The organism is Acinetobacter sp. WCHA39, assembly GCF_002165385.1.
GTDB lineage: Bacteria > Pseudomonadota > Gammaproteobacteria > Pseudomonadales > Moraxellaceae > Acinetobacter.
This window is the reverse complement of sequence record NZ_NHRP01000010.1, coordinates 59,204-82,379: the sequence shown is the minus strand read 5'-3', so window position 1 is coordinate 82,379 and position 23,176 is coordinate 59,204. Positions and strand designations below refer to the sequence as shown.

At 39.8% G+C, this 23,176-nt stretch carries 17 protein-coding genes, 4 tRNA genes and 2 pseudogenes; 15 read left to right on the top strand and 8 right to left on the bottom strand.

Annotation, left to right across the window (positions count from 1 at the left end; all coding sequences use genetic code 11):
* Positions 1-177: 177 nt before the first annotated feature.
* Positions 178-408, top strand: a pseudogene (locus tag CDG56_RS07075) (hypothetical protein); the annotation flags it as partial.
* 172 nt (positions 409-580) lie between these two features.
* On the top strand, positions 581-1,516 hold the full coding sequence (locus CDG56_RS07070) for a hypothetical protein (protein ID WP_087547390.1): 936 nt from the start codon (positions 581-583) through the stop codon (positions 1,514-1,516).
* A 42-nt stretch (positions 1,517-1,558) separates the two neighbouring features.
* Here the strand turns inward: CDG56_RS07070 and CDG56_RS07065 are convergent.
* From CDG56_RS07065 to CDG56_RS07035, 7 genes are all read right to left on the bottom strand, one after another.
* Positions 1,559-1,634 (bottom strand) — tRNA-Glu (locus CDG56_RS07065).
* A gap of 37 nt (positions 1,635-1,671) precedes the next feature.
* Positions 1,672-1,747 (bottom strand) — tRNA-Glu (locus tag CDG56_RS07060).
* A gap of 210 nt (positions 1,748-1,957) precedes the next feature.
* Positions 1,958-3,364: an amino acid permease gene (locus CDG56_RS07055; RefSeq protein WP_087547389.1), complete on the bottom strand. Its 1,407-nt coding sequence runs from the start codon at positions 3,362-3,364 to the stop codon at positions 1,958-1,960.
* Between the two features lie 117 nt (positions 3,365-3,481).
* A tRNA-Glu gene (locus CDG56_RS07050) sits at positions 3,482-3,557 on the bottom strand.
* A gap of 26 nt (positions 3,558-3,583) precedes the next feature.
* Positions 3,584-3,659 (bottom strand) — tRNA-Ala (locus CDG56_RS07045).
* 58 nt (positions 3,660-3,717) lie between these two features.
* Positions 3,718-5,226: a glutamate--tRNA ligase gene (gene gltX, locus CDG56_RS07040; RefSeq protein WP_005156634.1), complete on the bottom strand. Its 1,509-nt coding sequence runs from the start codon at positions 5,224-5,226 to the stop codon at positions 3,718-3,720.
* A gap of 105 nt (positions 5,227-5,331) precedes the next feature.
* Positions 5,332-5,577 carry a DUF4179 domain-containing protein gene (locus CDG56_RS07035; RefSeq protein ID WP_372616323.1) on the bottom strand — a complete coding sequence of 82 codons (246 nt, stop codon included), beginning with the start codon at positions 5,575-5,577 and terminating at the stop codon, positions 5,332-5,334.
* Positions 5,578-6,044: 467 nt separating this feature from the next.
* Between CDG56_RS07035 and CDG56_RS07030 the strand changes: the two genes are divergently transcribed.
* The 8 genes and pseudogenes from CDG56_RS07030 (at position 6,045) to CDG56_RS06995 (ending at position 15,274) form a co-directional block, all read left to right on the top strand.
* Positions 6,045-7,040 carry a sulfate ABC transporter substrate-binding protein gene (locus tag CDG56_RS07030; protein WP_087547388.1) on the top strand — a complete coding sequence of 332 codons (996 nt, stop codon included), beginning with the start codon at positions 6,045-6,047 and terminating at the stop codon, positions 7,038-7,040.
* Between the two features lie 197 nt (positions 7,041-7,237).
* Entirely contained in the window at positions 7,238-8,161 is a 924-nt protein-coding gene (gene rsmH, locus CDG56_RS07025; protein ID WP_087547387.1) for a 16S rRNA (cytosine(1402)-N(4))-methyltransferase RsmH, read from the top strand.
* The gene (gene ftsL / locus CDG56_RS07020; RefSeq protein WP_004660120.1) at positions 8,161-8,499 is read left to right on the top strand and encodes a cell division protein FtsL; all 339 of its coding nucleotides are present in this window, start codon (positions 8,161-8,163) and stop codon (positions 8,497-8,499) included. Before rsmH ends, ftsL begins: the two co-directional genes overlap by 1 nt.
* Positions 8,500-8,509: 10 nt before the next feature.
* A pseudogene (gene ftsI / locus CDG56_RS07015) lies at positions 8,510-10,343 on the top strand (penicillin-binding protein PBP3).
* A gap of 3 nt (positions 10,344-10,346) precedes the next feature.
* Complete coding sequence (locus tag CDG56_RS07010; RefSeq protein ID WP_087547386.1) at positions 10,347-11,846, top strand: UDP-N-acetylmuramoyl-L-alanyl-D-glutamate--2,6-diaminopimelate ligase; 1,500 nt, start codon at positions 10,347-10,349, stop codon at positions 11,844-11,846.
* A 22-nt stretch (positions 11,847-11,868) separates the two neighbouring features.
* Positions 11,869-13,278, top strand: a complete 1,410-nt coding sequence (locus tag CDG56_RS07005) for a UDP-N-acetylmuramoyl-tripeptide--D-alanyl-D-alanine ligase (protein WP_087547385.1) — start codon at positions 11,869-11,871, stop codon at positions 13,276-13,278.
* Complete coding sequence (gene mraY / locus CDG56_RS07000) at positions 13,279-14,397, top strand: phospho-N-acetylmuramoyl-pentapeptide-transferase (RefSeq protein WP_005156607.1); 1,119 nt, start codon at positions 13,279-13,281, stop codon at positions 14,395-14,397.
* Between the two features lie 58 nt (positions 14,398-14,455).
* Positions 14,456-15,274, top strand: coding sequence for a putative RNA methyltransferase (locus CDG56_RS06995; protein WP_087547384.1), 819 nt, complete (start codon positions 14,456-14,458; stop codon positions 15,272-15,274).
* 19 nt (positions 15,275-15,293) lie between these two features.
* Here the strand turns inward: CDG56_RS06995 and ponA are convergent, their stop codons facing one another.
* Positions 15,294-17,846: a penicillin-binding protein PBP1a gene (gene ponA, locus CDG56_RS06990; protein ID WP_087547383.1), complete on the bottom strand. Its 2,553-nt coding sequence runs from the start codon at positions 17,844-17,846 to the stop codon at positions 15,294-15,296.
* Between the two features lie 162 nt (positions 17,847-18,008).
* Here ponA and CDG56_RS06985 point away from each other — a divergent pair, with 162 nt between their 5' ends.
* Genes CDG56_RS06985 through pilQ form a run of 5 tightly spaced genes read left to right on the top strand, consistent with a single transcriptional unit; the run spans position 18,009 to position 23,175 of the window.
* Complete coding sequence (locus CDG56_RS06985; protein WP_087547382.1) at positions 18,009-19,067, top strand: pilus assembly protein PilM; 1,059 nt, start codon at positions 18,009-18,011, stop codon at positions 19,065-19,067.
* The gene (locus CDG56_RS06980) at positions 19,067-19,711 is read left to right on the top strand and encodes a PilN domain-containing protein (RefSeq protein ID WP_087543715.1); all 645 of its coding nucleotides are present in this window, start codon (positions 19,067-19,069) and stop codon (positions 19,709-19,711) included. Before CDG56_RS06985 ends, CDG56_RS06980 begins: the two co-directional genes overlap by 1 nt.
* Entirely contained in the window at positions 19,708-20,454 is a 747-nt protein-coding gene (locus CDG56_RS06975; RefSeq protein WP_087547381.1) for a type 4a pilus biogenesis protein PilO, read from the top strand. Before CDG56_RS06980 ends, CDG56_RS06975 begins: the two co-directional genes overlap by 4 nt.
* Entirely contained in the window at positions 20,454-20,981 is a 528-nt protein-coding gene (locus CDG56_RS06970) for a pilus assembly protein PilP (RefSeq protein ID WP_087547380.1), read from the top strand. Before CDG56_RS06975 ends, CDG56_RS06970 begins: the two co-directional genes overlap by 1 nt.
* A 16-nt stretch (positions 20,982-20,997) precedes the next feature.
* Positions 20,998-23,175, top strand: coding sequence for a type IV pilus secretin PilQ family protein (pilQ, locus tag CDG56_RS06965; RefSeq protein WP_087547379.1), 2,178 nt, complete (start codon positions 20,998-21,000; stop codon positions 23,173-23,175).
* Position 23,176 lies beyond the last annotated feature (1 nt).

The window sequence follows — 23,176 nt, the reverse complement described above, 5'->3', positions numbered from 1 at the left end:
AGCTAAAATCCTACGTTGTTCAAATACATAAACTTACTTATTTTGTACTATCTTTAAAATATTAAGTTGATTCGAGCAATCCATATCGGTCGCAGCTCGTCTAAACCTGTTCGCTAAAATAATATCAGTCATGCTAATTTGTGAACTGAATATGTTGAATAATGCGTAAGGAATCGCATGCTGCCTACTAAACTTCTAAAATTACGATTAGCTCGCATCGAAAAGGGAGAAGGTCATCTTTCGACCCAAGACAAGCTAATGTTGGTTAGCATGGAGAGTCCTGATTTAAGTGCAAATTTCTTTTTAAGATTGTTTAAAGTCTCGTTACCCAAGCAATGGAAATTCCAGCATGAGACAGATGAAGATATTCTATATACATCACAACTCATCAAATTAATTGAAAACCAATGAAACATATTTAGAAAATGGATGATTAAATTAATTTAAAAGTGTGCAACAAAAAGACGCAAATTGCGCTAAATAGCATGCTAATCTACATAAAAACAGCCAATAAGTTGATAAAACAGATTGTTGCTCATATCAAAATTGAGTTGCTGAGAAAGGGAAGAGGGAGAACATCTTGAATCGACAAGATGACAAAAAGGCAATGTTCGATATTATGCCTGCAGATATAGAATCATCACATGAAAAACCGTCTTTATCACGTCGGCTGATCAACAAGACCCTGCAACACGCGCAGGATGCGGTTGAGTTTGCCACTGACACATCCCGTAACATAGCAGGCGTTGCAGACGCTGCCCTGGATGCTCTGGACCATGTGACTCACCATACCAAACGGGGTGTGGAGGGAATGCGTAATTCAGTACGTGACATGGTTTCCGAGACCAGTGAGGCGGCACGTCAGGTGGCTTTGGCAATGGCACGTGCATCGTTAGGGAAAAGTAGCCTCACCTTATATTTGCCTGAAATGCTGCTCAATAATCAAATTCGGAAACGTATGGATCGTTCTGAAATTGATGATATTAAAATTGAATGTGGCAATGATCGCTTTCATATTGAATTAGATGGCCACTATCGCCGTTTCCTATATCGTCTGTCTTTAGAATTCAATGTTTTAGAATGTCGTATTGGGCAGGAAAAATATTTACGTCTTTGTCAGGTCGATGAGCATCTGGATTTACAAATTCGTCATGGTGGTACTTTAACAAATTGGGCAGCAAGACGTGTTGGTAATATCAGCTTTGAAGTGATTAATTCCTTACCGATCCCATTTTTGATTAATCACCTCATTCGTGATGTGCCAGGGATTCAAAAAGAAGGGCATCGTTTATGGTATATCGACCTTGAAGAAGCGGGTTTTATTGATTTCATTAATAACCGCTCATGGATGGTCGATAAGCTATTAAGCTTGACTGATTTTAGTATTTTGCCAGGACTTAATATTTTGCAAGAGAGTCGCGAATTGGTACAACAATTAGTTGATCAATTTGAGATCCGAGGCTTACGTGTTCAGTCTGGGCGTTTAGAAGTCCAAGTTGGAATTGGAAGTGAGTAAGCAATAAAAAAGCCACTGTCAATGCAGTGGCTTTTTAGAATTTGGCGTCCCTACGGGGATTCGAACCCCGGTTACCGCCGTGAAAGGGCGATGTCCTAGGCCTCTAGACGATAGGGACTTATATGAGGCATACATCTGAAAACAATAATAAATATTGGCGTCCCTACGGGGATTCGAACCCCGGTTACCGCCGTGAAAGGGCGATGTCCTAGGCCTCTAGACGATAGGGACGTTTCAGAGGTGGGCGTATATTAGGGTGAATTGGATAGGGTGTCAAACACTTTTCCAAAGAAAATCTAAAAAAATCTTGTGAGTGTCTAAAAATAAAACATATCGTAGAATAAATAATCAAAATAAAGAAGTTAAAGTAAAATTATCAAGCAAGTTAATTTAAGTTAAATAAAAAATGCAGCCTAAGCTGCATTTTTATCTATTGTCATTTTATTTACGATCACGGTAGAAAATGTAGTAACTTAAATAACAAGCGGCAATAAACAGTAAGCATCCAATAAAACCAGCCTGCATTTCAGGATCATATGCCATGCTGAGGCCTGTAATTAAACAGAAAACAAAACCTAAGATGGGAACGATTGGATAAAGTGGTGCAGCAAATTTTAAATCTTTTGCTGAATGTCCAGCCTTGTACCATTGGCGTCTAAAGTTAAACTGACTCCAACAAATACTCATCCATACGATGACCATGGTAAATGCAGCAACACCTAGTAAATTCTTGAAAATTGTCTCTGGGGCAAAATGTTCAGATAGCAATCCGGGAATTGCGCCAAACATGGTTACCACTAGCGCAATGATAGGCGTACCACTCTTAGACAATTTTGAGAATATGCTTGGTAGTTGGCGTTGATCAGATAAAGACCACATCATGCGAGAAGCCGCATAGAGACCTGAGTTTGCAGCGGATAATAAGGCAGTAATAATCACGAAGCGAATAATATCGTCGGCATATGGAATACCGATGTATTTAAATACTGTTACGAAAGGGCTGCTACTCACTCCATCACCGCCTAGGCCAGTTATATGGAAAGGAAGTAAGGCACTAATAACAACAATCGTACCCACAAAGAAAATTAATAGTCGCCAAATTGCTGCATTAATTGCTTTCGGAACATTTTCAGCTGGATTTTTGGTTTCACCTGCGGCAACACCAATGAGTTCAGTTCCAGAAAAGGCAAAGTTAACAATTAACATCGTGGTGAAAATTGGAAAAAGACCTTGTGGAAACCAACCATGTGCCGTTAAGTTATGAAATAACGGTGCTGATTCAGTGCCTTGGAATGGAATGAAACCAAAAATTGCGCATAAACCTAAAAGGATAAAGACAATAACGGTAATGACTTTGACTAATGCAAGCCAAAATTCTGATTCAGCAAAAATGCGGGTTGAACTTAAATTTAATCCTAAAATTGTAATTGCAAAAATAATGGTCCAAATCCACATTGAAATATGAGGGAACCATTCTTGCATGAGTAAGGCTGCGGCAGTAAATTCTGTACCAAGCGTTGCGGTCCATGTCAGCCAATACAGCCAAGAAATCATATAACCCGTTCCTGGGCCAATATATTTTTGAGCGTATGCGCCAAAAGATCCAGCCACAGGCATATGTACTGCGAGCTCACCTAAACAGAGCATGACCATATAGGCAATTAAACCACCTAAAAAGTAGGCAATAATTGCGCCGATAGGACCTGTTTGAGCGATGACCTCGCCAGAACCTAAAAATAAACCTGTACCAATTGCACCGCCCAATGAAAGCATCACTAGGTGACGGGTGCTCATTGCACGTTTTAATGTTTTTGATTCAGAGGTAGCATTTGAGTTGGAAGATTGCATACCACAATTTGTCCAAGCGTGGAGAAGCGGGTATTTTATGTAAAATTTTGAAATGTGCAATCTGAATGAATGAATGTTTAGTTGAAAATTATAATTTTAATTATTTTGCATAAAATATGGCGTCCCTACGGGGATTCGAACCCCGGTTACCGCCGTGAAAGGGCGATGTCCTAGGCCTCTAGACGATAGGGACTTATTGAGGCAACACAAATTGAAGTTTGGTGGAGCCAAGCAGGATCGAACTGCTGACCTCTACAATGCCATTGTAGCGCTCTACCAACTGAGCTATGACCCCAGTCTGTGTGAGCGCAATATTAGGGCGAATGCGCTCACACGTCAATGATTAAACTGAATTAATTCTCACTATTTGCATCATTTTTCGGCAGTTTGAGTGATTCGTTTAATTTTTCCCAAACTTTAAGTTCTTTCTTGCTTGGCCCACCTACGATTTCTAAGGCATGACGTAAACGTGCAAAAGTCAAATCAGGACCTAGTGTTACCATAGATTGCATCACAGGCGTTGAACTCGTTGAACCCGCAATCGCAATAAAGAATGCTGGCATAAAGTCACGAAGTTTAACTTCCATTTGAGTGGCTAAATCCATCAGTGTTTGGCTGACAGTATCATTATTCCATGTAAACTGACTTTCTAAGCGCCAAATTGCAAATTGTAAGCTTTGACGAACTTGTTCTTCGGTCAATTTTTTGCTTTCAAACTGTTCTTTACTGATTTGTGGCATGTGATTGAAATAGAAACCAGCCCAATTCACAGCTTCTGAGAGTAGATTGATACGAGGTTGAATCGCAGCCGCAATGTCTTCAAGTGTTTGACGGTCACTTTTCCATGTTAATAGGCGATCTAGAAGTTGTCCCGGTGTTAGGCCTTTGATCCATTGACCGTTCAGCCAATTAAGTTTTTCAACATCAAAGATTGGGCCGCCCAATGAAACACGCTGTACATCAAAGTTTTCAACCATGTCCTGTAACGTGAATACTTCACGCTCATCAGGCATTGACCAACCCATGCGACCTAAATAATTCAATAATGCTTCTGGTAATACACCGATGTCGCGATAATAGTTAATAGAAGTTGGGTTCTTACGTTTAGACAGTTTTGATTTATCTGGGTTACGTAACAATGGCATATGACATAAAGTTGGCATTTCCCAACCAAAATATTGGTAAAGCAACTGATGCTTAGGCGCTGAAGGCAGCCATTCTTCCCCACGTAATACATGGGTAATTTCCATCAAATGATCATCCACGACATTAGCAAGATGGTAAGTTGGTAAACCATCCGTTTTTAGCAACACTTGCATGTCAACTTGTGCCCAAGGAATCTCCACTTCACCACGAAGCAAATCATTAATCTTACAAATACCATCTTCAGGTACTTTCATTCGAATGACATGTGGTTCACCCGCAGCAAGGCGTTGTTGTACTTCTTCTTGTGAAAGTTTTAAGCCACGCCCATCATATTTTGGCGTTTCACCACGTGCTTGCTGCTCTGCACGCATTTGGTCTAGGTCTTCTGCTGTTGCGAAACAATAGAAAGCATGTCCTTTTTCAACCAAATCTAAGGCATATTGTTTGTAAATCCCCATACGTTCCGATTGACGATACGGCGCATGAGGGCCGCCCACATCTGGACCTTCTGACCAGTTCAATCCTAACCAACGTAAAGAATCTAAAATCATCTTTTCTGATTCAGGTGTTGAACGGAGTTGATCTGTATCCTCAATACGTAAAATAAATTCACCGCCGTGCTGTTTAGCAAAACATAAATTAAATAACGCAATATAAGCAGTACCTACATGAGGGAAACCTGTAGGAGAAGGCGCAATACGGGTACGAACTTTCATAAATTATCGAAGCTTAAATTAAAATTGAAACTATTATAACGAAAAAGCCTAGTCACAGCATGACTAGGCTTATTTAAACATGTAGAGCGTTACATATTTAAAAGATCAAGATGTGTGCGGTTGAAAAATAGTCTGAACAAAGCGTGAAAAACGTTCGTGTTGGCTTGCAAAGAACGTTTGCGTTGGCGTTGTACGGATCGTATTCAACATTTTTAATTCGTCATCTGTTGAAGGCAACATGGCTGTATTACGTTTTTGTTGATCAAGCGCTTTCACAATTAACGAAGACGATTTGTCTATCATTTTAATATTATTGTTTTCTTTAATTGCGGCTGCATGTCCAACTTGAATAGAAAACACCAAAAATAAGCTTAAGCATAGTGTTTTTTTAAGTTTTGATGCTTGCACGGTAACATCCCCTTCATGACTTCGAGTCTACAAGACTAACTAAATGACTATAGTATTGCTTTAATCATACGATTCAAACATAAATTTTAATAAAAAGCATAACTACGTCACACTTTTTACAAAAAATAATAAACAAACAAACACACTTTTGGGTATTGTAAGCCTGATGGCTAGAATATGTGCAAATCAAATCTAACAAGCAAATGTGTAGAAAAAGTGGAGAATGATAATTTTTCTCAAAATAAAAATAACATGAATAAACACTTAGCATTTTAACTGCAATACATCCTTAATATTGCGATATATAAAAAAAAGAATAATTTCTAAATTATTGATATAACTATTTGATTGTAAATTATTTTTAAATAAATATAGTGGTCACAGATATACAGAAAATGAGTGAATAATAAATGAAAACAGTGATCGCCGCAGCATTGCTTGCTTTGGGTTTAAGTAGCATAGCGCAGGCAGCTACAACGTTCTTAAATGTATCTTATGATCCAACACGAGAGTTTTATCAAGAATATAACCAAGCATTTGGTCAATATTGGAAACAGCGTACAGGTCAAGAGGTCGATTTTAAACAATCGCATGGTGGTTCAGGTAAACAGGCAAGATCGGTAATTGATGGTTTACAGGCTGATGTTGTGACATTGGCTTTGGCGAATGATATTGATGAAATTGCGAATGCAGGTCTCATTCGTAAAGATTGGCAAAAACAATTTAAAAATAATTCTGCACCTTATACATCAACGGTTGTCTTCCTTGTCCGCAAAGGAAATCCGAAAAATATCCGTGATTGGAATGATCTCACCAAAGAGGGTGTCGAAATTATTACCCCAAATCCGAAAACAGGGGGTGCACCGCGTTGGATTTATTTATCGGCATGGGGCTATGCGTTGAAACAACCCGGTGGTAATGAGACTAAAGCTCGTGATTTAGTGAAAAAGTTATACCAAAATGTCAAGGTACTTGATTCGGGAGCGCGAGGTTCTTTAACTACATTCGCTGAGCGAGGTATAGGCGATGTGTTACTGTCATGGGAAAATGAAGCTTTATTGGCGACCCAAGGTTTAGGTAAAGATAAATACGATATTGTTTATCCATCAATTTCGATTTTGGCTGAGCCTTCAGTTGCGATTGTAGATAAAACCGTGGATAAAGATGGTAATCGCAATTTAGCGCGCGGTTATTTAAATTTTCTTTATTCACCTTTAGGGCAGGAACTTGCGGCAAAACATTATTTCCGTCCACGTAATCCGCAAGTTGCAGCAAAATATGCGAAACAATTTCCAAAGATCAAACTATTCAGCATTAACGATGTATTTGGTGGATGGGCAAAAGCGCAAAAAACCCACTTTGTGAATGGTGCGATTTTTGATCAAATTTATACAGACAAACAGTAAATAAATTATATGTAAAATTTGTGATTGAATATGGGAAAGCAAATACACGGAGTATTTGCTTTTTTGTTGCATAAAAAATGATAAGAAAACGGTTTTATTTATGAAAAGTTAAGAATTCTCTACAAAAAGTCATTTGGTACTGGGATAAAACAAGGTGATAATGTGCAGTTACATTTTTAGCTATTGATCCTATTGTTATGTCGCATATTTCTGTCTTACTTCATGAAACCGTTGATGGCGTATTGGCAGGTCGCGATACTGGTATTTTTGTCGATGCAACGTTTGGTCGAGGAGGGCATACCAAGCTCTTACTTTCCAAATTGGATCAAAATGCGCGTGTTTACGCCTTTGATAAAGATCCTCAGGCACTTGAAGTTGCCGCGCAATTAGAACAAGAAGATTCGCGGTTTAAAATTATTCATGCCAGTTTTGCCGATATTCAGGCGGAATTAATAAATATTGGTATTACCGAAGTTGACGGCATTATGGCCGATTTGGGTGTGTCTTCACCACAACTTGATCAAGCAGAACGTGGGTTTAGCTTTATGCAAGATGGCCCACTAGACATGCGTATGGATAATTCTCAAGGTTTAACTGCGGCGGAATGGTTACTTGAAATCGAAGAAGAAAAATTAGCCAATATTATTTTCCAATATGGCGAAGAGCGTTATAGTCGCCGTATTGCCAAAGCGATTAAATCGGCAGGCGAAATCATCACAACAGCGCAATTGGCTGAAATTGTTAAGGTTGCGCATCCAAAGTGGGAAAAGCATAAACATCCCGCAACGCGTACTTTCCAAGCGATTCGTATTGCAATTAACAAAGAGCTTGATGATATTGAAACGTTTTTACCGCAAGCTGTAGAATTGTTGAAAGTACAAGGACAGTTGGCTGTGATTAGCTTCCACTCTTTGGAAGATCGTTTGATTAAACAATTTATTCAAAAAGAATCAACTTTAGCGGAAGATCATGGTTGGGGAATGCCTCAAGCACAGATCGATACGCGACGTTTAAAGAAAGTGTCTCGTATTCGTGCGAGTGAAGCAGAAGTAAAAGCAAATCCTCGTTCACGTAGTGCATGGTTACGTGTAGCAGAGCGTTTAGAGCAGAAAGGCAGATAATGAATAAAAAGAATGATGATGAGATCATATCTAGCAGCAAGAAAGGACTGAAAAAAGTTGTAGTGTATGCTGTGCTGATTGCGATGGTATTCACAAGCGCAATGATGGTGGTCTTTCAAGTGTTTGAATATCGTCATGATTATCGTGATTTAAGTGCTTATATGCGTGAAAGAGACGATCTGAATGCAGAATGGGGGCGCTTGCTGATTGAACAACAAACGTTTGGTGCAACTGCGCAGATTGGCTCTCGTGCTGTTACACAATTGCGGATGTTTTCACCACCCGCAGCACAAACGGTTGTGATTTCTTTACCTATGACTTCAAAGCAAGACAAATAAGGCATGCTGTATGGCAGATAAGCGAAGTAAACCAATACGAAAAAAACAGCAGTCCATTTCTGAAAGACCAACACTTGCTTTAGACATGTGGCGATTTTATTTGCTTTGGGGCACGGTGTTACTGTGCTTTATTGTGTTGATTGCACGTGCATTTTATGTGCAAGTGGTCAATAAAGATTTTTTACAAAATAAAGCGAATGCCAATATTTTGCGTACGGAACGCCTAGAAGCAATGCGTGGTGTGATTAGTGATCGCCACGGAGTGCCTTTAGCGATTAGTACACCGATCATGAAAATTGTGATTGATCCCAGAGACTATTGGGAAACGAAACAGCAATTTGATGAAATCACAGCCGAATTAAAAAAAGATCCACATAACCGAAAATTAAAACGTCAATTACCTGATAAAAACTTGAATTTGGATGAGTTGGCAGATGCGGTTGGTGTAGACCGTGCTGATCTCAAAAAGCAAATGGAAGCTCGTCCACGCTCACGTTATTTGGTACTACAAAAAGAAATTCCACCGCAGCAAGCTGACCTCATTACCAAGCGAAACTTTCAAGGGGTTTATGCTGAAAAGACGTATAAGCGTTACTATCCGCAACCACAGCCGAATGCACAAATTATTGGTTTAACCAATAGTGAAGGTGTTGGGGTTGAAGGTTTAGAAATGCAACTGAATAAACAGTTGTCAGGCGTCGATGGTGAACAAAAAATTATTCGGGATAAAAAAGGTAATCGTCTTAAAGTCTCAGAAGTGATTAAAGAAGTCGAGTCAGGTGAAAATGTCACACTCAGTATCGACTCACGTTTGCAATATATTATGTATCGTGAATTGACCGCTGCTGGTGTTGCAAATAATGCTCGTTCGGCAACCGCTATTGCTGTAGATGTAAAAACTGGTGAAATTTTAGCAATGACCAGTTGGCCGTCATATAACCCAAATGATAAAAATGGTTTAGCCAACAAAGATGCAATGCGTAACCGTGGTGCAATCGATATGTTCGAACCGGGTTCGACGATGAAGCCATTTACTGTTGCAGCTGCCTTAGAAAGTGGCAAATACACGCCAAACACAATCGTGAATACCTCACCAGGTTCAATGAAGTTGGGATGGCATACCATTCGTGATACACACAACTATGGTGCATTAACCCTGACAGGTATTATTGTTAAATCATCTAACGTGGGTTCAGCCAAACTTGCGTTATCGTTACCTAAAGATGCGATTCCATCATTCTTCCGTCGTGTCGGTTTTGGGCATCGTTCTGATGTGAAATTTCCAGGCGAGAGCGCAGGGCTGTTGTATTCGGGTGATAAGTTGAACCCCTCTCAGTTGGGTACGATGGCGTATGGTTATGGCTTAAACGCAACCATTCTCCAAGTTGCACAAGGTTATGCGATGCTCGCAAACCATGGTGTGGAAATGCCATTAAGTCTTAGAAAATTAGATCAAGCACCCCAAGGTAAGCAAGTTCTTGATCCTAAGATTGCAGATCAAGTGTTATTGATGCTTGAGCAAGTTACTATGCCAGGTGGTACAGCTACACAGGCCAATATTCCTGGTTATCGTGTGGGTGGTAAAACAGGTACGGCACATAAATTACGAGCTGACCGTAAAGGTTATTCGAGTAATGAATATCGTGCCTTATTTGCTGGGGTTGCTCCAGTGAGTGATCCTCGTCTGGCGATGATTGTCGTCGTTGAAAATCCTCAAGGTCGTTATTATGGTGGTCTCGTTGCAGCGCCCGTTTTTGCGAGAATTATGCAAGAATCGCTACGATTACTGAATGTACCTTTAGATAAACCACTTGATACCTCTATAAAATCCAATCCGTAGGTAGATTATGTCGATTAGTTTTCAGCAGATATATCCGATTCATATCGATGCGGCTTGGTTCACTCAGCCTTTTCAAGGCTTTTGTCTAGACAGCCGTAAGATTGAAGTTGGGCAGATTTTTATTGCTTTAAGTAGTTATAGCCAACCTGAAAAAACCCGTCAATTTGCACAAAATGCGCTGAATGCAGGGGCATTGGCGGTCATTAGTGAAACAAGTTTGGGGCTTGCGAACGAATGGGTTTGCCCTGAAGTACGTTTTCTTATGGGTGAATTGCAGCAGCAATATTTACAAGCGGTCGATCCTGTAGAGTCATTACGTGGTATTGCAGTCACAGGTACCAATGGTAAAACCACGATTTCACGATTAATTGCAGAGTTAATTAGTTCGCAAGGGCAAGGCTGCGCAGTGATGGGGACAACAGGCAATGGTATCTTGCCAAACTTGACCCCCTCAACCCACACCACTTTAGATGCGCTGCAATTACAGCAGGCATTGCATGATTACGCTAAACAAGGGGCTAGTTTTGTTGCACTTGAGGCGAGTTCGCATGGTCTGGAACAAGGTCGTCTGAATGGTTGTGATCTTGAGATAGCGGTTTATAGTAATTTAAGTCGTGATCATTTGGATTATCACGGTACTTTAGAGGCTTATGCAGAAGCTAAGGCGCTATTATTTAAATTTACTACATTAAAAGTTGTTGTGATTAACATCGACGATGCACATGCAAACGTGATGCTGGCTGCTGCGAAAGAAAATCCATCAAAACCGAAAGTTTTGACTTATTCTTTGACTCAAACTTCTGCGGATTATTATATTGATCATTTGCAATATCGCTTGAGTGGTGCAAGTTTTACATTGATTAGTCCAACAGGTAGATTTGCTGTGCAAAGCCCATTGCTTGGACATTTTAATGTAGAAAATTTATTAGCGAGCTTGATTGCAGCAGAATATGCTGGTTTTTCGCTTGCTGATTTAGTGCAGTTTGTTCCGCAACTTAAGGGTGCACCAGGACGAATGCAAGTCATTCAAGATGCGGATCGTCTATTTGTCGTTGATTATGCACATACACCTGATGCATTGATTCAGGTGTTAACCACGTTGAAACGTCATGTCACTGGACAATTATGGGCGGTATTTGGCTGCGGTGGTGATCGCGATCGCGGTAAGCGTCCTTTAATGACTCAGGCTGCGCTTGATCATGCTAATCCAGTAGTTCTCACCTCGGATAATCCACGAACTGAAAACCCTGAACAGATTTTTGCTGATATGAAGCAGGGAATTGATTTTGCAGAACACAGCGTACATGAAATTCATGATCGCCGTGAAGCGATTAAATTTGTGGTCGCTCAAGCTCAAGCTGGAGATATTGTCGTGATTGCTGGCAAAGGTCATGAAAACTATCAGGAAGTAGATGGCGTTCGTCACTGGTTTGATGATGTAGTCGAAGTGCAATCCGCGATTAATGCTCAGCCACATTCTGTAGATTTAGCTTATCCTGCACACTAAGGTTAAAAGGTAAATAAAGCGTATGCATACTTCAACAACCAGCACCGTTCCACTAGAACCTTGGACAGCAGAGCAATTACAACAAGCGACTCAAGGTGAATGGCATAATCATAAGATTCCACAAAGCGAAATTAAACGTATTTTGACTGACTCTCGTCATGCTGAAGCTGGAGATGTTTTTCTTGCTTTAAAAGGTGAGCGCTTTGATGCTCATAATTTTGTAGCACAAGTGGCGACGCAAGGTTGTGAGATTGCCATCGTAGAGCGCCCAATTGATGCAGATATTGCACAACTCGTCGTTAAAGATACACGTTTGGCTTTAGGGCATCTTGGAGCGTATCGCCGTCAGCAAAATCCACAGTTGAAAGTGATTGCTTTAACAGGCAGTAGTGGTAAAACCACCACGAAAGAAATGTTGGGTAGTATTTTATCCCGTTTAGCACCAACCTTGATCACGCGTGGCAACCTGAATAATGATTTGGGTGTGCCGATGATGTTGCTGGAACTGCGTCAGGAGCATCAATATGCTGTGATGGAGTTGGGTGCCAGTCACCAAGGTGAAATTGATTACACCTCGAATCTGGTGCAGCCACATGTGGCGGGGATTTTGAATATTGGTACAGCGCATTTGGGTGAATTTGGTGGCCGTGAGGGCATTTGTCGCGCTAAATCAGAAATCTATTCGCATATTTTGCCTGACGGAATATCGGTTGTTCCCGCTGATGATGATTTTACAGCGACTATTCGTGAAAATGCTCAAGCTCATTCAATGTTGAGTTTTGGTGATGGTGGCGATGTGTTTGCGACAGAGGTTGAATTACATCCTCAATCAGCAAAATTCAATTTACATACTCCACAGGGTATCCGTACAGTAGATCTACCGTTTGCAGGTGCACATAATGTGCAAAATGCAACTGCTGCAACAGCATTTGCCTTGGCAATTGGGATTGCGCTTGATGATATTGTACAAGGCTTAGAACAAGCACAGGGTGCCAAAGGGCGTCTGAATTTTATTCAACACCAAAATCACTTATTCATTGATGATACTTATAATGCCAATCCAACTTCAATGCGTGCAGCAGCAGAAGTTCTTGCTCAACAAACGGGCATTAAAGTGATGGTAATCGGGGATATTGGTGAGCTTGGAAGTACAGCAGCGCAACAACATTATTTGTTGGGCCGAGATTTGGTTTCGATGCAAGGTATTCATTTTGTAGTTGCAGTGGGTGAATTCTCACCTGCCACTCAAGAAGGTGCAAGAAGCACACAATACGGTAAAAAATTACAAGCTTTTCTGAATCAGGGGCAAGCTTTGTCATTTTTAATGAGTTTAGTAGAGACACATCAACCCCAGCACATGAGTTTCCTATTTAAAGGTTCTCGCTATACCCATATGGAAACGTTGATGGCTGACTTGATGGAGAAGATTTAAATGTTGTTATGGTTATTTGAACAATTGGCAGGCTATAACAGCTCTTTCCAAGTGGTTCGTTATTTAACATTACGCTCTTTGTTGAGTGTATTAACTGCTTTGACCATTGGCTTGGCTTTGGGGCCTGTGATGATCCGTAAATTACAAGCCTTAAAATATGGTCAGGCAGTAAGCTCATTTGCTCCTGAAAATCATGCGAAGAAGATGGGAACACCAACGATGGGTGGGATCTTAATTCTGCTCTCAATTGGTATTAGTACCTTATTATGGGCTGATTTATCAAACCCTTATGTTTGGATTGTATTGGGTGTTATGGTGGTCTTTGGTGCTGTTGGTTGGGCAGATGACTGGATTAAAGTTCGTTATAAAGATAATGCTGGTTTACCTGCACGTAAAAAATTCTTTTGGACTTCTGTAGCATCATTAGGTGCTGGTATTGCTTTATATCTAATTGCAAAACAACAAGATAATCCAATCAATACTGCAAATATGCTAGATTTGCTGATTCCATTCTTTAAGAATCTCTCCATTCCACTTTCAGCGGTGCCGTTTGGTTTAGCATTTATTGTTTTCACTTATTTAGTGATTAATGGGGCGTCAAATGCAGTCAATCTGACGGATGGATTGGATGGATTGGCAATTATGCCAATTGTCATGGTTGCAGCAGGTTTGGGTGTATTTGCCTATTTATCAGGTGATATTCGGTTTGCCAATTATTTGCATATTTCCTATGTAAAATATACCTCTGAACTGGTGGTGGTGTGTTCAGCCATGGTTGGCGCAGGTTTGGCTTTCCTTTGGTATAATGCGCATCCTGCTCAAGTATTCATGGGTGATGTCGGGGCTTTGGCACTTGGTGCGATGCTAGGTACAATTGCTGTTATGGTCCGCCAAGAAATCGTTTTTGCGATTATGGGTGGTGTCTTTGTAATGGAAGCCGTTTCTGTGTTTTTACAAATTGGTTCATTACGAATGCGGAATAAGCGCGTTTTCTTGATGGCACCTTTACACCATCATTATGAAAAACAAGGTTGGAAGGAAACACAGGTTGTTATTCGTTTTTGGATTATTACCATTTTCCTTGTTGTGTTAGGCTTAATGACCTTAAAGTTGCGTTAAACCATGATTCAAAAAGAAGCTGGTGATCACCAGCTTTTTTTATGTTTGGAGAAAATAGATGAATTTATTGATGTGTCCTGTTTGTCGCCAATCATTGAATTTGGTTGAGCGTTCTTGGCGTTGTGAAAAAGGCCATCATTATGATGTCGCTAAACAAGGTTATGTCAATCTGCATGTCGTACAACATAAGCATAGTAAGACACCAGGGGATACTGCAGAGTCGGTATTGGCTCGTCGTGAATTTTTGCAAACAGGTGCTTATCAGCCGTTACAGCAGGCGATTGTTGAACTGTTGCAGTGGCTCAGGCCGAAAACTATTTTAGATATTGGCTGTGGTGAAGGTTATTACACCAGTGCGATGCAAGCGCATACTCAACACTGTATAGGTGTGGATATTGCTAAAACAGCTGTACAACGAGCTGCAAAACTCAACTCCAAAGTCACTTGGGTTGTTGGGACGGGTGCAACATTGCCCGTACAGGATCATTCAATCGACGTATGTACTAGTTTATTTAGTCCAATTCCACAAGAAGAGATCACACGTGTTCTTCAAGAGAATGGTCATCTGATTGTGGTGACACCTGCACCTCGACATCTCTATAGGTTGCGTGAAGCTTTATTTGAGCAAGTAAATTTACACGAACCAGAAAAATTTTTAGAACAGCTAGATGGTCAATTTGAATTACAGCAACAACAACTTGTCGAGAGTGCAATCGAGTTAGATCAACAAGCGCTAAAAAATTTGATTGCTATGACACCTTATGCTTATAAAGCGAATCCTGAACGAAGAATGATTTTAGAACAAGAACAGCACTTCTTAGTGACAGCCGCTTTTCAAATTTATGTATTCCAAAAAAGAAAGAAGCCATCAATTTGATGGCTTCTTTTAAATTTACTTATTGAATATTATTAATTAAATTTTCAATACCATCATGTTCTTTTTGGGGTGATGCTGTTTCCATCGCTGGAACAATAATTTGCTCTTCATCAGATGGTGCTGTATCTGGTAAATCTGAGAAGTCAGTTTGCGCGGAGCGAGTTGGTGCAACAGGAGCAGGACGATAAAGTGGGCGTGCCAACGGTGGGGAAGCGCGATATTCTTTTTGCCCTTCATTTTTCTCCAGTTGTAATTTGTCGAATGAAATTGGATCTTTCGCGTCTTTATCGAAATGTACCCAAGCTGATGGCGTATCTTTAAGCGAATTCGCCATGAAATTCGTCCAAATTGGTAAAGCAGCAACTCCGCCATATTCACGTCGACCGAGTGTACGAGGTTGATCAAAACCAACCCAGGCGATTGCAACTAATTTTCCATTAAAACCTGCAAACCATGCATCTTTGGCATCATTGGTTGTTCCTGTTTTTCCACCTAAATCGTTACGACCGATTTTAAGTGCTGCTCGTCCAGTACCATGCTGAATCACATCGCGTAAAATATTAGCCATATCATAAGCTGAGCTAGATTTTAAAATGCGTTGCGCTTGGCGATAATTACTATTTGTCGTTGCGGCTGTTTGAGAGTTAGATGTAACAGTTTCAGATGCGGCAGATACATCATCTAAAGTTTCATTGGTGATTTCATTTACAGCATCTTGCTCTTGAATAGCATCGGCTGTTGCATAGGCATTTGGATCACTAATACAAGGGATACAAGCGTATTCTGGATTTGCTTCATAAATTACTTTGCCTGATGCATCTTCTATTCGTTTAATAAAATGGGGCTGAATGCGATAACCGCCATTTGCAAAAGTGGCATAGCCTGTAGCCATTTGCACAGGGAGTACTTGAGGTGTTCCTAATGCGATTGTGTAATTACGAGGAATTTGATCTTCTTGTAATCCAAAATCCATAAATAGTTGGCGTGTGCGTTCAATTCCCACAGTTTGTAATAAACGGACAGAAACCGTATTCCTTGACAAATATAATGCACGACGTAAAGGAATCATGCCTAAGTAACGCCCATCGGAGTTTTTTGGAGACCATTTACCAATACTGATGGGGCTATCGTTCACCATGCTATAAGGTGTCATACCACGTTCAAGTGCCAATGCATAAACAAATGGTTTAATAGTTGAACCTGGTTGTCTCCACCCTTGTAACGCACGGTTAAACTTAGATTGATAAAAACTATAGCCGCCAACAACAGCTTCTATGGAGCCATCATTTGGATTCAATGCAATCAATTGACCTTGAACTTTAGGAACCTGTACTAAAGACCAAACGGTTTTGTTTTCATTGGGGCGTAATCGAATAATATCTTTCACTTTAACGATTTGTGAAGCATTGGACATAGCGCCGCCTACGCTGTTCGCATTCCGATAAGGGCGAACCCATGACATTCCTGCCCAATTTACCGTAACTGTTGAGCCATCTTGCATCAAAGCATCAAAAGAATTGTTATTCACTTTTATGACTTGTGCTGGATAGGTATTTGCATATGGGACAAACTGGTTAAGAGGTTTGTCATGTGCTTCTGGTCCACGCCAACCATGGCGGCGATCATAGGCTTCTAAACCGTCTTGAATTGATTCTTCAGCGTAACGTTGACGGTTACTATCAATCGTCGTATATACCTTATATCCTGAATCAATTGCTTGCTCGCCAAAGTTTTCAACCAATTCTGAACGAACCATTTCGCCAACGTACGGGAAAACATTATTGACAGAGCGATTAATCATATTCAGGTTGATTGGCTCAGCAACAGCTTTTTGATATTGACTCTGATTAATATAGCCAAGTTGTAGCATACGCCCTAAAATCCAATTCCGGCGTTCAAGCGCGCGTTCAGGATTGACGACAGGGTTGTATTTTGATGGTGCTTTTGGTAATCCTGCAATCATTGCCATTTGCGCAATGGTAAGTTGATTAATATTTTTGTTGTAATAGATTTGTGCAGCTGCAGCAATTCCGTAAGCATTTTTGCCTAAGAAGATCTTATTGACGTATGAGCTTAGAATTTCTTGTTTGGTAAGATTTTGCTCAATTTTGCGAGCAAGAAAAACTTCAGTTAGTTTGCGTTTTAGCGTTCGTTCTGGGCTCAAATAATAATTTTTTGCCACCTGCATGGTAATGGTTGAACCACCAGTTTGTACATCTGACCCTGTAATAGATTCTGTTAGTGCTCGCCCTAAGCCCTTAAAACTAATCCCATTATGTTCAAAAAATGACGAATCTTCTGCTGCTAGAAATGCATGGATAAACGCTGGTGGAATCTGTTCGTATTTCACTGGAATGGAAAGTTTGCCGCCATATTCTGCAATTAACTTATTATCTGCCGTGTAAACTTGCAATGGTTTTAGTAAAGGTGCCTTTTTTAATGAACTCATATCAGGCAAAGAGGGTGCTAGATAGAGATACATGCCATAAAATCCCATTGGAAGTGAGACTAATATAATAATAAGCATCAAAAAAAATGGACGAACAATACCAGAACTGGATAGCTTTTTCATAATAAGTAAGTTTTAATAAGAGCGAATGGCAAACTAATTATGGTCAGTATATCCTTTAGACATACGGATTGTTAGATGAGATATTGTATCCGTATCAATTAAAGACCAAAACAAATTAGTGAGTTGTATTTTTGGGGATAAAAAAATAAATAGGAATGTACTGTGCTCAGGTTATATCGTAAACCAAATAAGGGGTTAGTGGGTGTCGATATTAGTTCGACAACTGTTAAGTTATTGGAGCTCTCTGTAAAGAACGGTAGATATTGGGTTGAAAGCTATGCTGTGATGCCACTGCCTGAAAACAGTGTCGTAGAAAAAAGCATCATCAATCCAGAAGCAGTTGGTGACGCGCTTGAAAGAGTCGTTAACCTTGCGAATCCGCATACGACGAATGTGGCTATAGCTGTGCCAACTTCAATGGTGATTAATAAAATCATTGAAATGGATGCAGATATGACAGCCGATGAACGAGAAGTTCAAATTCGTATGGATGCTGAGCAATACATTCCGTTCCCATTGGATGAAGTAAGTCTAGATTTTGAAGTCTTATCTGACAAATTAGCAAACCCAAATCGTGTAAATGTATTGTTAGTGGCAACGCGTACAGAAAATGTTGACACACGTGTAGAAGTTCTTGAGCTGGCTAATTTATCTGCAAAAATTGCTGATGTTGAAAGTTATGCCATGGAACGTGCTTTCAGTGTATTCGCAGATACTTTGCCAATCGGTGCAAACACAGTTGGTATTTTAGATATTGGTCATACTATGACCACCTTATCTGTCATGCAGAAAGGTAAAATTATCTATACACGTGAACAGGTATTTGGTGGTCGACAGCTAACCCAGGATGTTCAGAGCCGTTACGGTTTGTCTTTTGAAGAGGCTGGGCGTGCGAAAAAAGAAAGAACACTGCCTGACGACTATGATACGGAAGTGCTCGAACCTTTTTTAGATGCCGTAGTTCAACAGGCAGCTCGCTCACTTCAGTTTTTCTTTTCATCATCACAGTTCAATGAGATTGACCATATTTTATTGGCAGGTGGTAATGCCAATATTCCTGGTTTAGCCAAGTTGTTACAACAAAAACTAGGTTATCGCGTCACCATTGCTAATCCATTCTTACAAATGGGCTTTTCTCCGCAGATTGATATTAAAAAAATTGAAAATGATGCTTCCTCATTGATGGTTGCATGTGGTTTAGCATTGAGGAGTTTTGATTAATGGCAAAGATTAACTTACTCCCTTGGCGTGATGAGCTAAGAGAACAAAAAAAGAAACAGTTCGTTGCATTTTGTGCTGGGGTAGCAGCATTAGGCGTAGTATCAGTTTTTTCTGGGTGGATGTACTTTGACCATAAACTGAATGATCAGGAGCAGGCAAATCAGCTAATTGTAAGTACTAATCAGAATTTAGATACTCAACTTAAGTCATTAGATGGTTTGCAAGAACAACGTAATGCAATCATTGAGCGTATGAAGTTGATTCAAGGCTTACAAGGACAGCGTCCTATTACAGTGCGTTTGGTTGATGAGCTAGTGCGAGTAACACCACCTACAATGTATTTGACAAAATTTACCCGTACAGGTGATAAATTTACCATTGAGGGTAAAGCAGAAAGTCCAAATACCGTTGCTGAGCTTTTGAGAAATCTAGAAGCTTCACCTTGGTATCGTAACGCGTTTATGAATTCTTTCTTGGCGGCAGATGATAAAAAAGATAAAACAACAAGCTCTTTAGTTCCTCGAATCGAAGAAAATTATGGTAGTTTTCTGGTTACTGTCGATTTGGGGGAGATAGGGACAACAGCTGAAGCTGACTCAACTTTAGAAGCAGCAGCATCAGGGACAGCAGGGGTGACAAAATGAACTTAGAAAAATCGGATGATTTAAATCAGGAAGTCGCTGTTGTAAAGAAAAAGAAGATGACGTTCGAGCAATTTTTCCAACAGTTTAATACGTTGGATATGAATAATTATGGGGGGTGGCCTCTATCTGTAAAAATCACTTGTTGGATTTTCGTTTTTCTAGCAGTTATTGCTCTAGGATATTTTATTGTCATTAAAAAACAACTTGACAATATAACCAGCGCGCAAGCACAAGAGCAAAATTTATTAAATGAATTTAAAGAAAAAGATTCTAAATTACGTAATTTGCAGCAATATCAAGCTCAATTACAAGAAATGGAAGCAAATTTCAATCAACAATTAGAACAACTACCGAAAGAAACTGAAATTCCAAGTTTAGTTGAAGATATTAATTTAACTGGTGTGAACTCTGGATTAAAGTTTAAAAATATCCGCTTAGAAAATGAAGTAAAGCAAGAGTTTTTTATTGAGCAGCCAATTAGTATCGAAGCTACAGGTGATTATCACGCCTTTGGTGCTTTTGTTACAGGGATTGCTGCATTGCCGCGCATCGTAACGTTGCATGATTTTGTTGTTGAAGCTGGAAAAGCAGATTCGTTAAAGGCTTCAGACATTCCTGTCGTAAACTACTCAATTAAAGCAAAAACATATCGTTATATTAGTCCTGAAGAGCAAGTTGAGAAAGAATCTATGACTCAACCAGCTACAACGACAACTCCAGCAGTTCAAGGAGGGCAGCACTGATGAATAATTATAAAATAATATCTGCTCTATTTATTACAATTAGCTTGGTTGGTTGTGATTCTCGTATTGATGCTGTAAATCAACAGATGGCTGATATTCGTAATCAACAACCGTTACCTATCGAACCTGCTCCTGTATTTGCTCCAGTACCATTATTTAATTACGCATCGCACCAGTTGAAAAGTCCGTTTATGCCAAGTTCATTAGCTGCTGAATTAAAAATTATGGCAGGTAAGCGTGTTTATCCTAACCTTAACCGGCAGTCACAACCTTTAGAGAGTTATGCTCTTGAGGCCTTGAATATGAAAGGTAGTATGCGTGGTAAGCATAATGACACGATCGCCTTGATTCAAACACCAGATGGTCAGATTGAGCGTGTACAGGTTGGTAGTTATTTGGGTATGAACCAAGGGCGAATCATTAAGATCAACCCGACTCAAATTGATTTAGTGGAGATTGTGCCAGATGGGCGAGAGGGTTATGTTGAAAGACCACGGACGCTCGTTTTAATTGGGCCAATATCTTAGGATTAAGGGAATAACAATGAAAAAACAGTTTAAAAATTCTTTATTTGGGGAAGTCAAGACTATGAGCCATGCATTCCGTCAATTTTCAATGGGTGCAGTCGCAATTGCAATTATGCAAGTTGCATCTGCACAGGTGAGTATGACGAATATTGTTCCAATGAGTTTGGCTGACCAAGGTACAGAAATCCGTGTGATGTTTGATGGTCTGCCACCACAACCACAGGCATATCAATTAGAGCAACCCTCAAGATTGATTTTAGATTTTGATAAGGCACAACAAAATCTAAAACAAAAATCGATCTCTGTATCAACTGCTGAAGCATCATCTATAGACCTTGCAGCAGATGATCAACGTTCACGTTTAGTGGTCAATTTAAAAGAGGCAGGAGCATTTACGACACGTGTTGAAGGGAACACGTTTATTCTTAAAATAAATGCAGTTCAACCAGTAAACGCTGTTCGTAATGCTACGGTTGTCAGACAACCACAGCAAGGTGTATCAAATATTGGTTTCCAGCGCGGTGCTCAAGGTGAAGGATTAGTTGTTGTTGATCTATTGGGTAGTAATACACCTGTAGATGTGCAGCAACAGGGAAGTAAAATTGTTATTAGAACGATGGGAAATAAAATTCCAACGCATTTAGCTCGTCGTTTAAATACCAACGATTTTGCTACACCTGTCGCAAGTGTAGATGCTTATAATGATAAAGGTAACGGTGTTATCACCATTCAGTCTGCTGGTAGTTATGAATATATGGCTTACCAAGCGGAAAATAAATTAACGATTAGTCTTAAGCGTCCTGAAGATAAGTCTCCTGCGAAGGCTAAAGCGCAAGTCTATACTGGAAATAAAATATCCTTAGACTTTCAGGATATCGAAGTACGTCGAGTTCTGCAGTTACTGGCAGATTTCACTAGTATAAATATGGTCGCAGCCGATACGGTTCAAGGCAATATTACTTTACGTCTGAAAGATGTACCTTGGGATCAAGCTTTAGATATTGTTCTTAAGACCAAGAATTTAGATAAACGTCGTAATGGCAATGTAATGTGGATTGCCCCAGTCTCAGAATTAATAAAATCTGAAGAAGAGGAGGCAAAAGCTATTGCACAAAGTATTAAGCTTTCTCCAATACAAACAGAATATATTAAGTTGAGTTATGCAAAAGCTGCAGATGTACTCAAATTAATTGAAGAATCTCGTGATGGTAAAGGTGGAACATCAAATAGAACAGCTAACTCTGACTCATTAGCTTTAGAAAGTCTATTAAGTTCTCGTGGCAGTGCTGTGGCAGATACTCGTACAAATACTTTAATCATTAATGATACTGCACTTAATATTGACAAAATTCGAAAATTGATTGATTTGTTAGATGTGTCAGTAAAACAAGTTATGATAGAGGCGCGTATTGTCAGTGCAAGTACCGATTTTACGAAAGAAATGGGTGTTAAATGGGGGATTCTATCGCAAGGTATTACTAGTAATAATGATTTGTTAGTAGGTGGTAGTGATACTACTTTATGGAACTTAAGAAAGCCTACTAAAGATAGTGATACAGGGGGATGGAAATATGAAATTGAACGTCCTGATAACCTAAATGTTGATTTGGGAGCGGTAACACCTGGCGCAAGTCGGATTGCATTTGGTTTGATTAGCCTGTCTGATTTTATGCTAGATTTAGAGTTGTCTGCTGTTCAAGCTGATGGTTATGGTGAAGTAATTTCAACACCAAAAGTAATGACTGCGGATAAGCAATCAGCAAAAATAGAATCAGGTACAAAAATTCCATATGCTTCTTCAAGTGGTAGTGGTGCAAATGCAGTGCCTAAAACTGAGTTTATCGATGCGACATTAAGTTTGGATGTAACGCCTAGTATTACGCCAGATGGTAAAGTGATGATGAAATTAAATATCACTAAAGATGCACCAAGCACACCAACACCTACAGGTCAATTAACAATTAATAAAAATTCAATTGATACCAATGTATTGGTTGATAATGGTGAAACTGTAGTATTAGGCGGAATTTTTGAACAGGAAAACCTTACTAATCAGACCAAAGTGCCTTTCTTGGGAGATTTACCCTATGTTGGGAAATTATTCCGTCGTGATTCAAAAACAGATAAGAAACGTGAACTACTTATTTTTGTGACACCGAGAATTGTTAATGACACTTTGACGAGAAATCATTAAT

Bases quoted from the DNA above. Each gene is read 5' to 3' on its own strand.
- CDG56_RS06975 (WP_087547381.1), top strand. From the start codon at position 19,708: ATGAACTTAGAAAAATCGGATGATTTAAATCAGGAAGTCGCTGTTGTA.
- rsmH (WP_087547387.1), top strand. From the start codon at position 7,238: ATGTCGCATATTTCTGTCTTACTTCATGAAACCGTTGATGGCGTATTG.
- CDG56_RS07005 (WP_087547385.1), top strand. From the start codon at position 11,869: ATGCATACTTCAACAACCAGCACCGTTCCACTAGAACCTTGGACAGCA.
- CDG56_RS06995 (WP_087547384.1), top strand. From the start codon at position 14,456: ATGAATTTATTGATGTGTCCTGTTTGTCGCCAATCATTGAATTTGGTT.
- mraY (WP_005156607.1), top strand. From the start codon at position 13,279: ATGTTGTTATGGTTATTTGAACAATTGGCAGGCTATAACAGCTCTTTC.
- ponA (WP_087547383.1), bottom strand. From the start codon at position 17,846: ATGAAAAAGCTATCCAGTTCTGGTATTGTTCGTCCATTTTTTTTGATG.
- CDG56_RS06970 (WP_087547380.1), top strand. From the start codon at position 20,454: ATGAATAATTATAAAATAATATCTGCTCTATTTATTACAATTAGCTTG.
- CDG56_RS07010 (WP_087547386.1), top strand. From the start codon at position 10,347: ATGTCGATTAGTTTTCAGCAGATATATCCGATTCATATCGATGCGGCT.
- CDG56_RS07030 (WP_087547388.1), top strand. From the start codon at position 6,045: ATGAAAACAGTGATCGCCGCAGCATTGCTTGCTTTGGGTTTAAGTAGC.
- CDG56_RS07055 (WP_087547389.1), bottom strand. From the start codon at position 3,364: ATGCAATCTTCCAACTCAAATGCTACCTCTGAATCAAAAACATTAAAA.
- pilQ (WP_087547379.1), top strand. From the start codon at position 20,998: ATGAAAAAACAGTTTAAAAATTCTTTATTTGGGGAAGTCAAGACTATG.
- CDG56_RS06980 (WP_087543715.1), top strand. From the start codon at position 19,067: ATGGCAAAGATTAACTTACTCCCTTGGCGTGATGAGCTAAGAGAACAA.
- gltX (WP_005156634.1), bottom strand. From the start codon at position 5,226: ATGAAAGTTCGTACCCGTATTGCGCCTTCTCCTACAGGTTTCCCTCAT.
- ftsL (WP_004660120.1), top strand. From the start codon at position 8,161: ATGAATAAAAAGAATGATGATGAGATCATATCTAGCAGCAAGAAAGGA.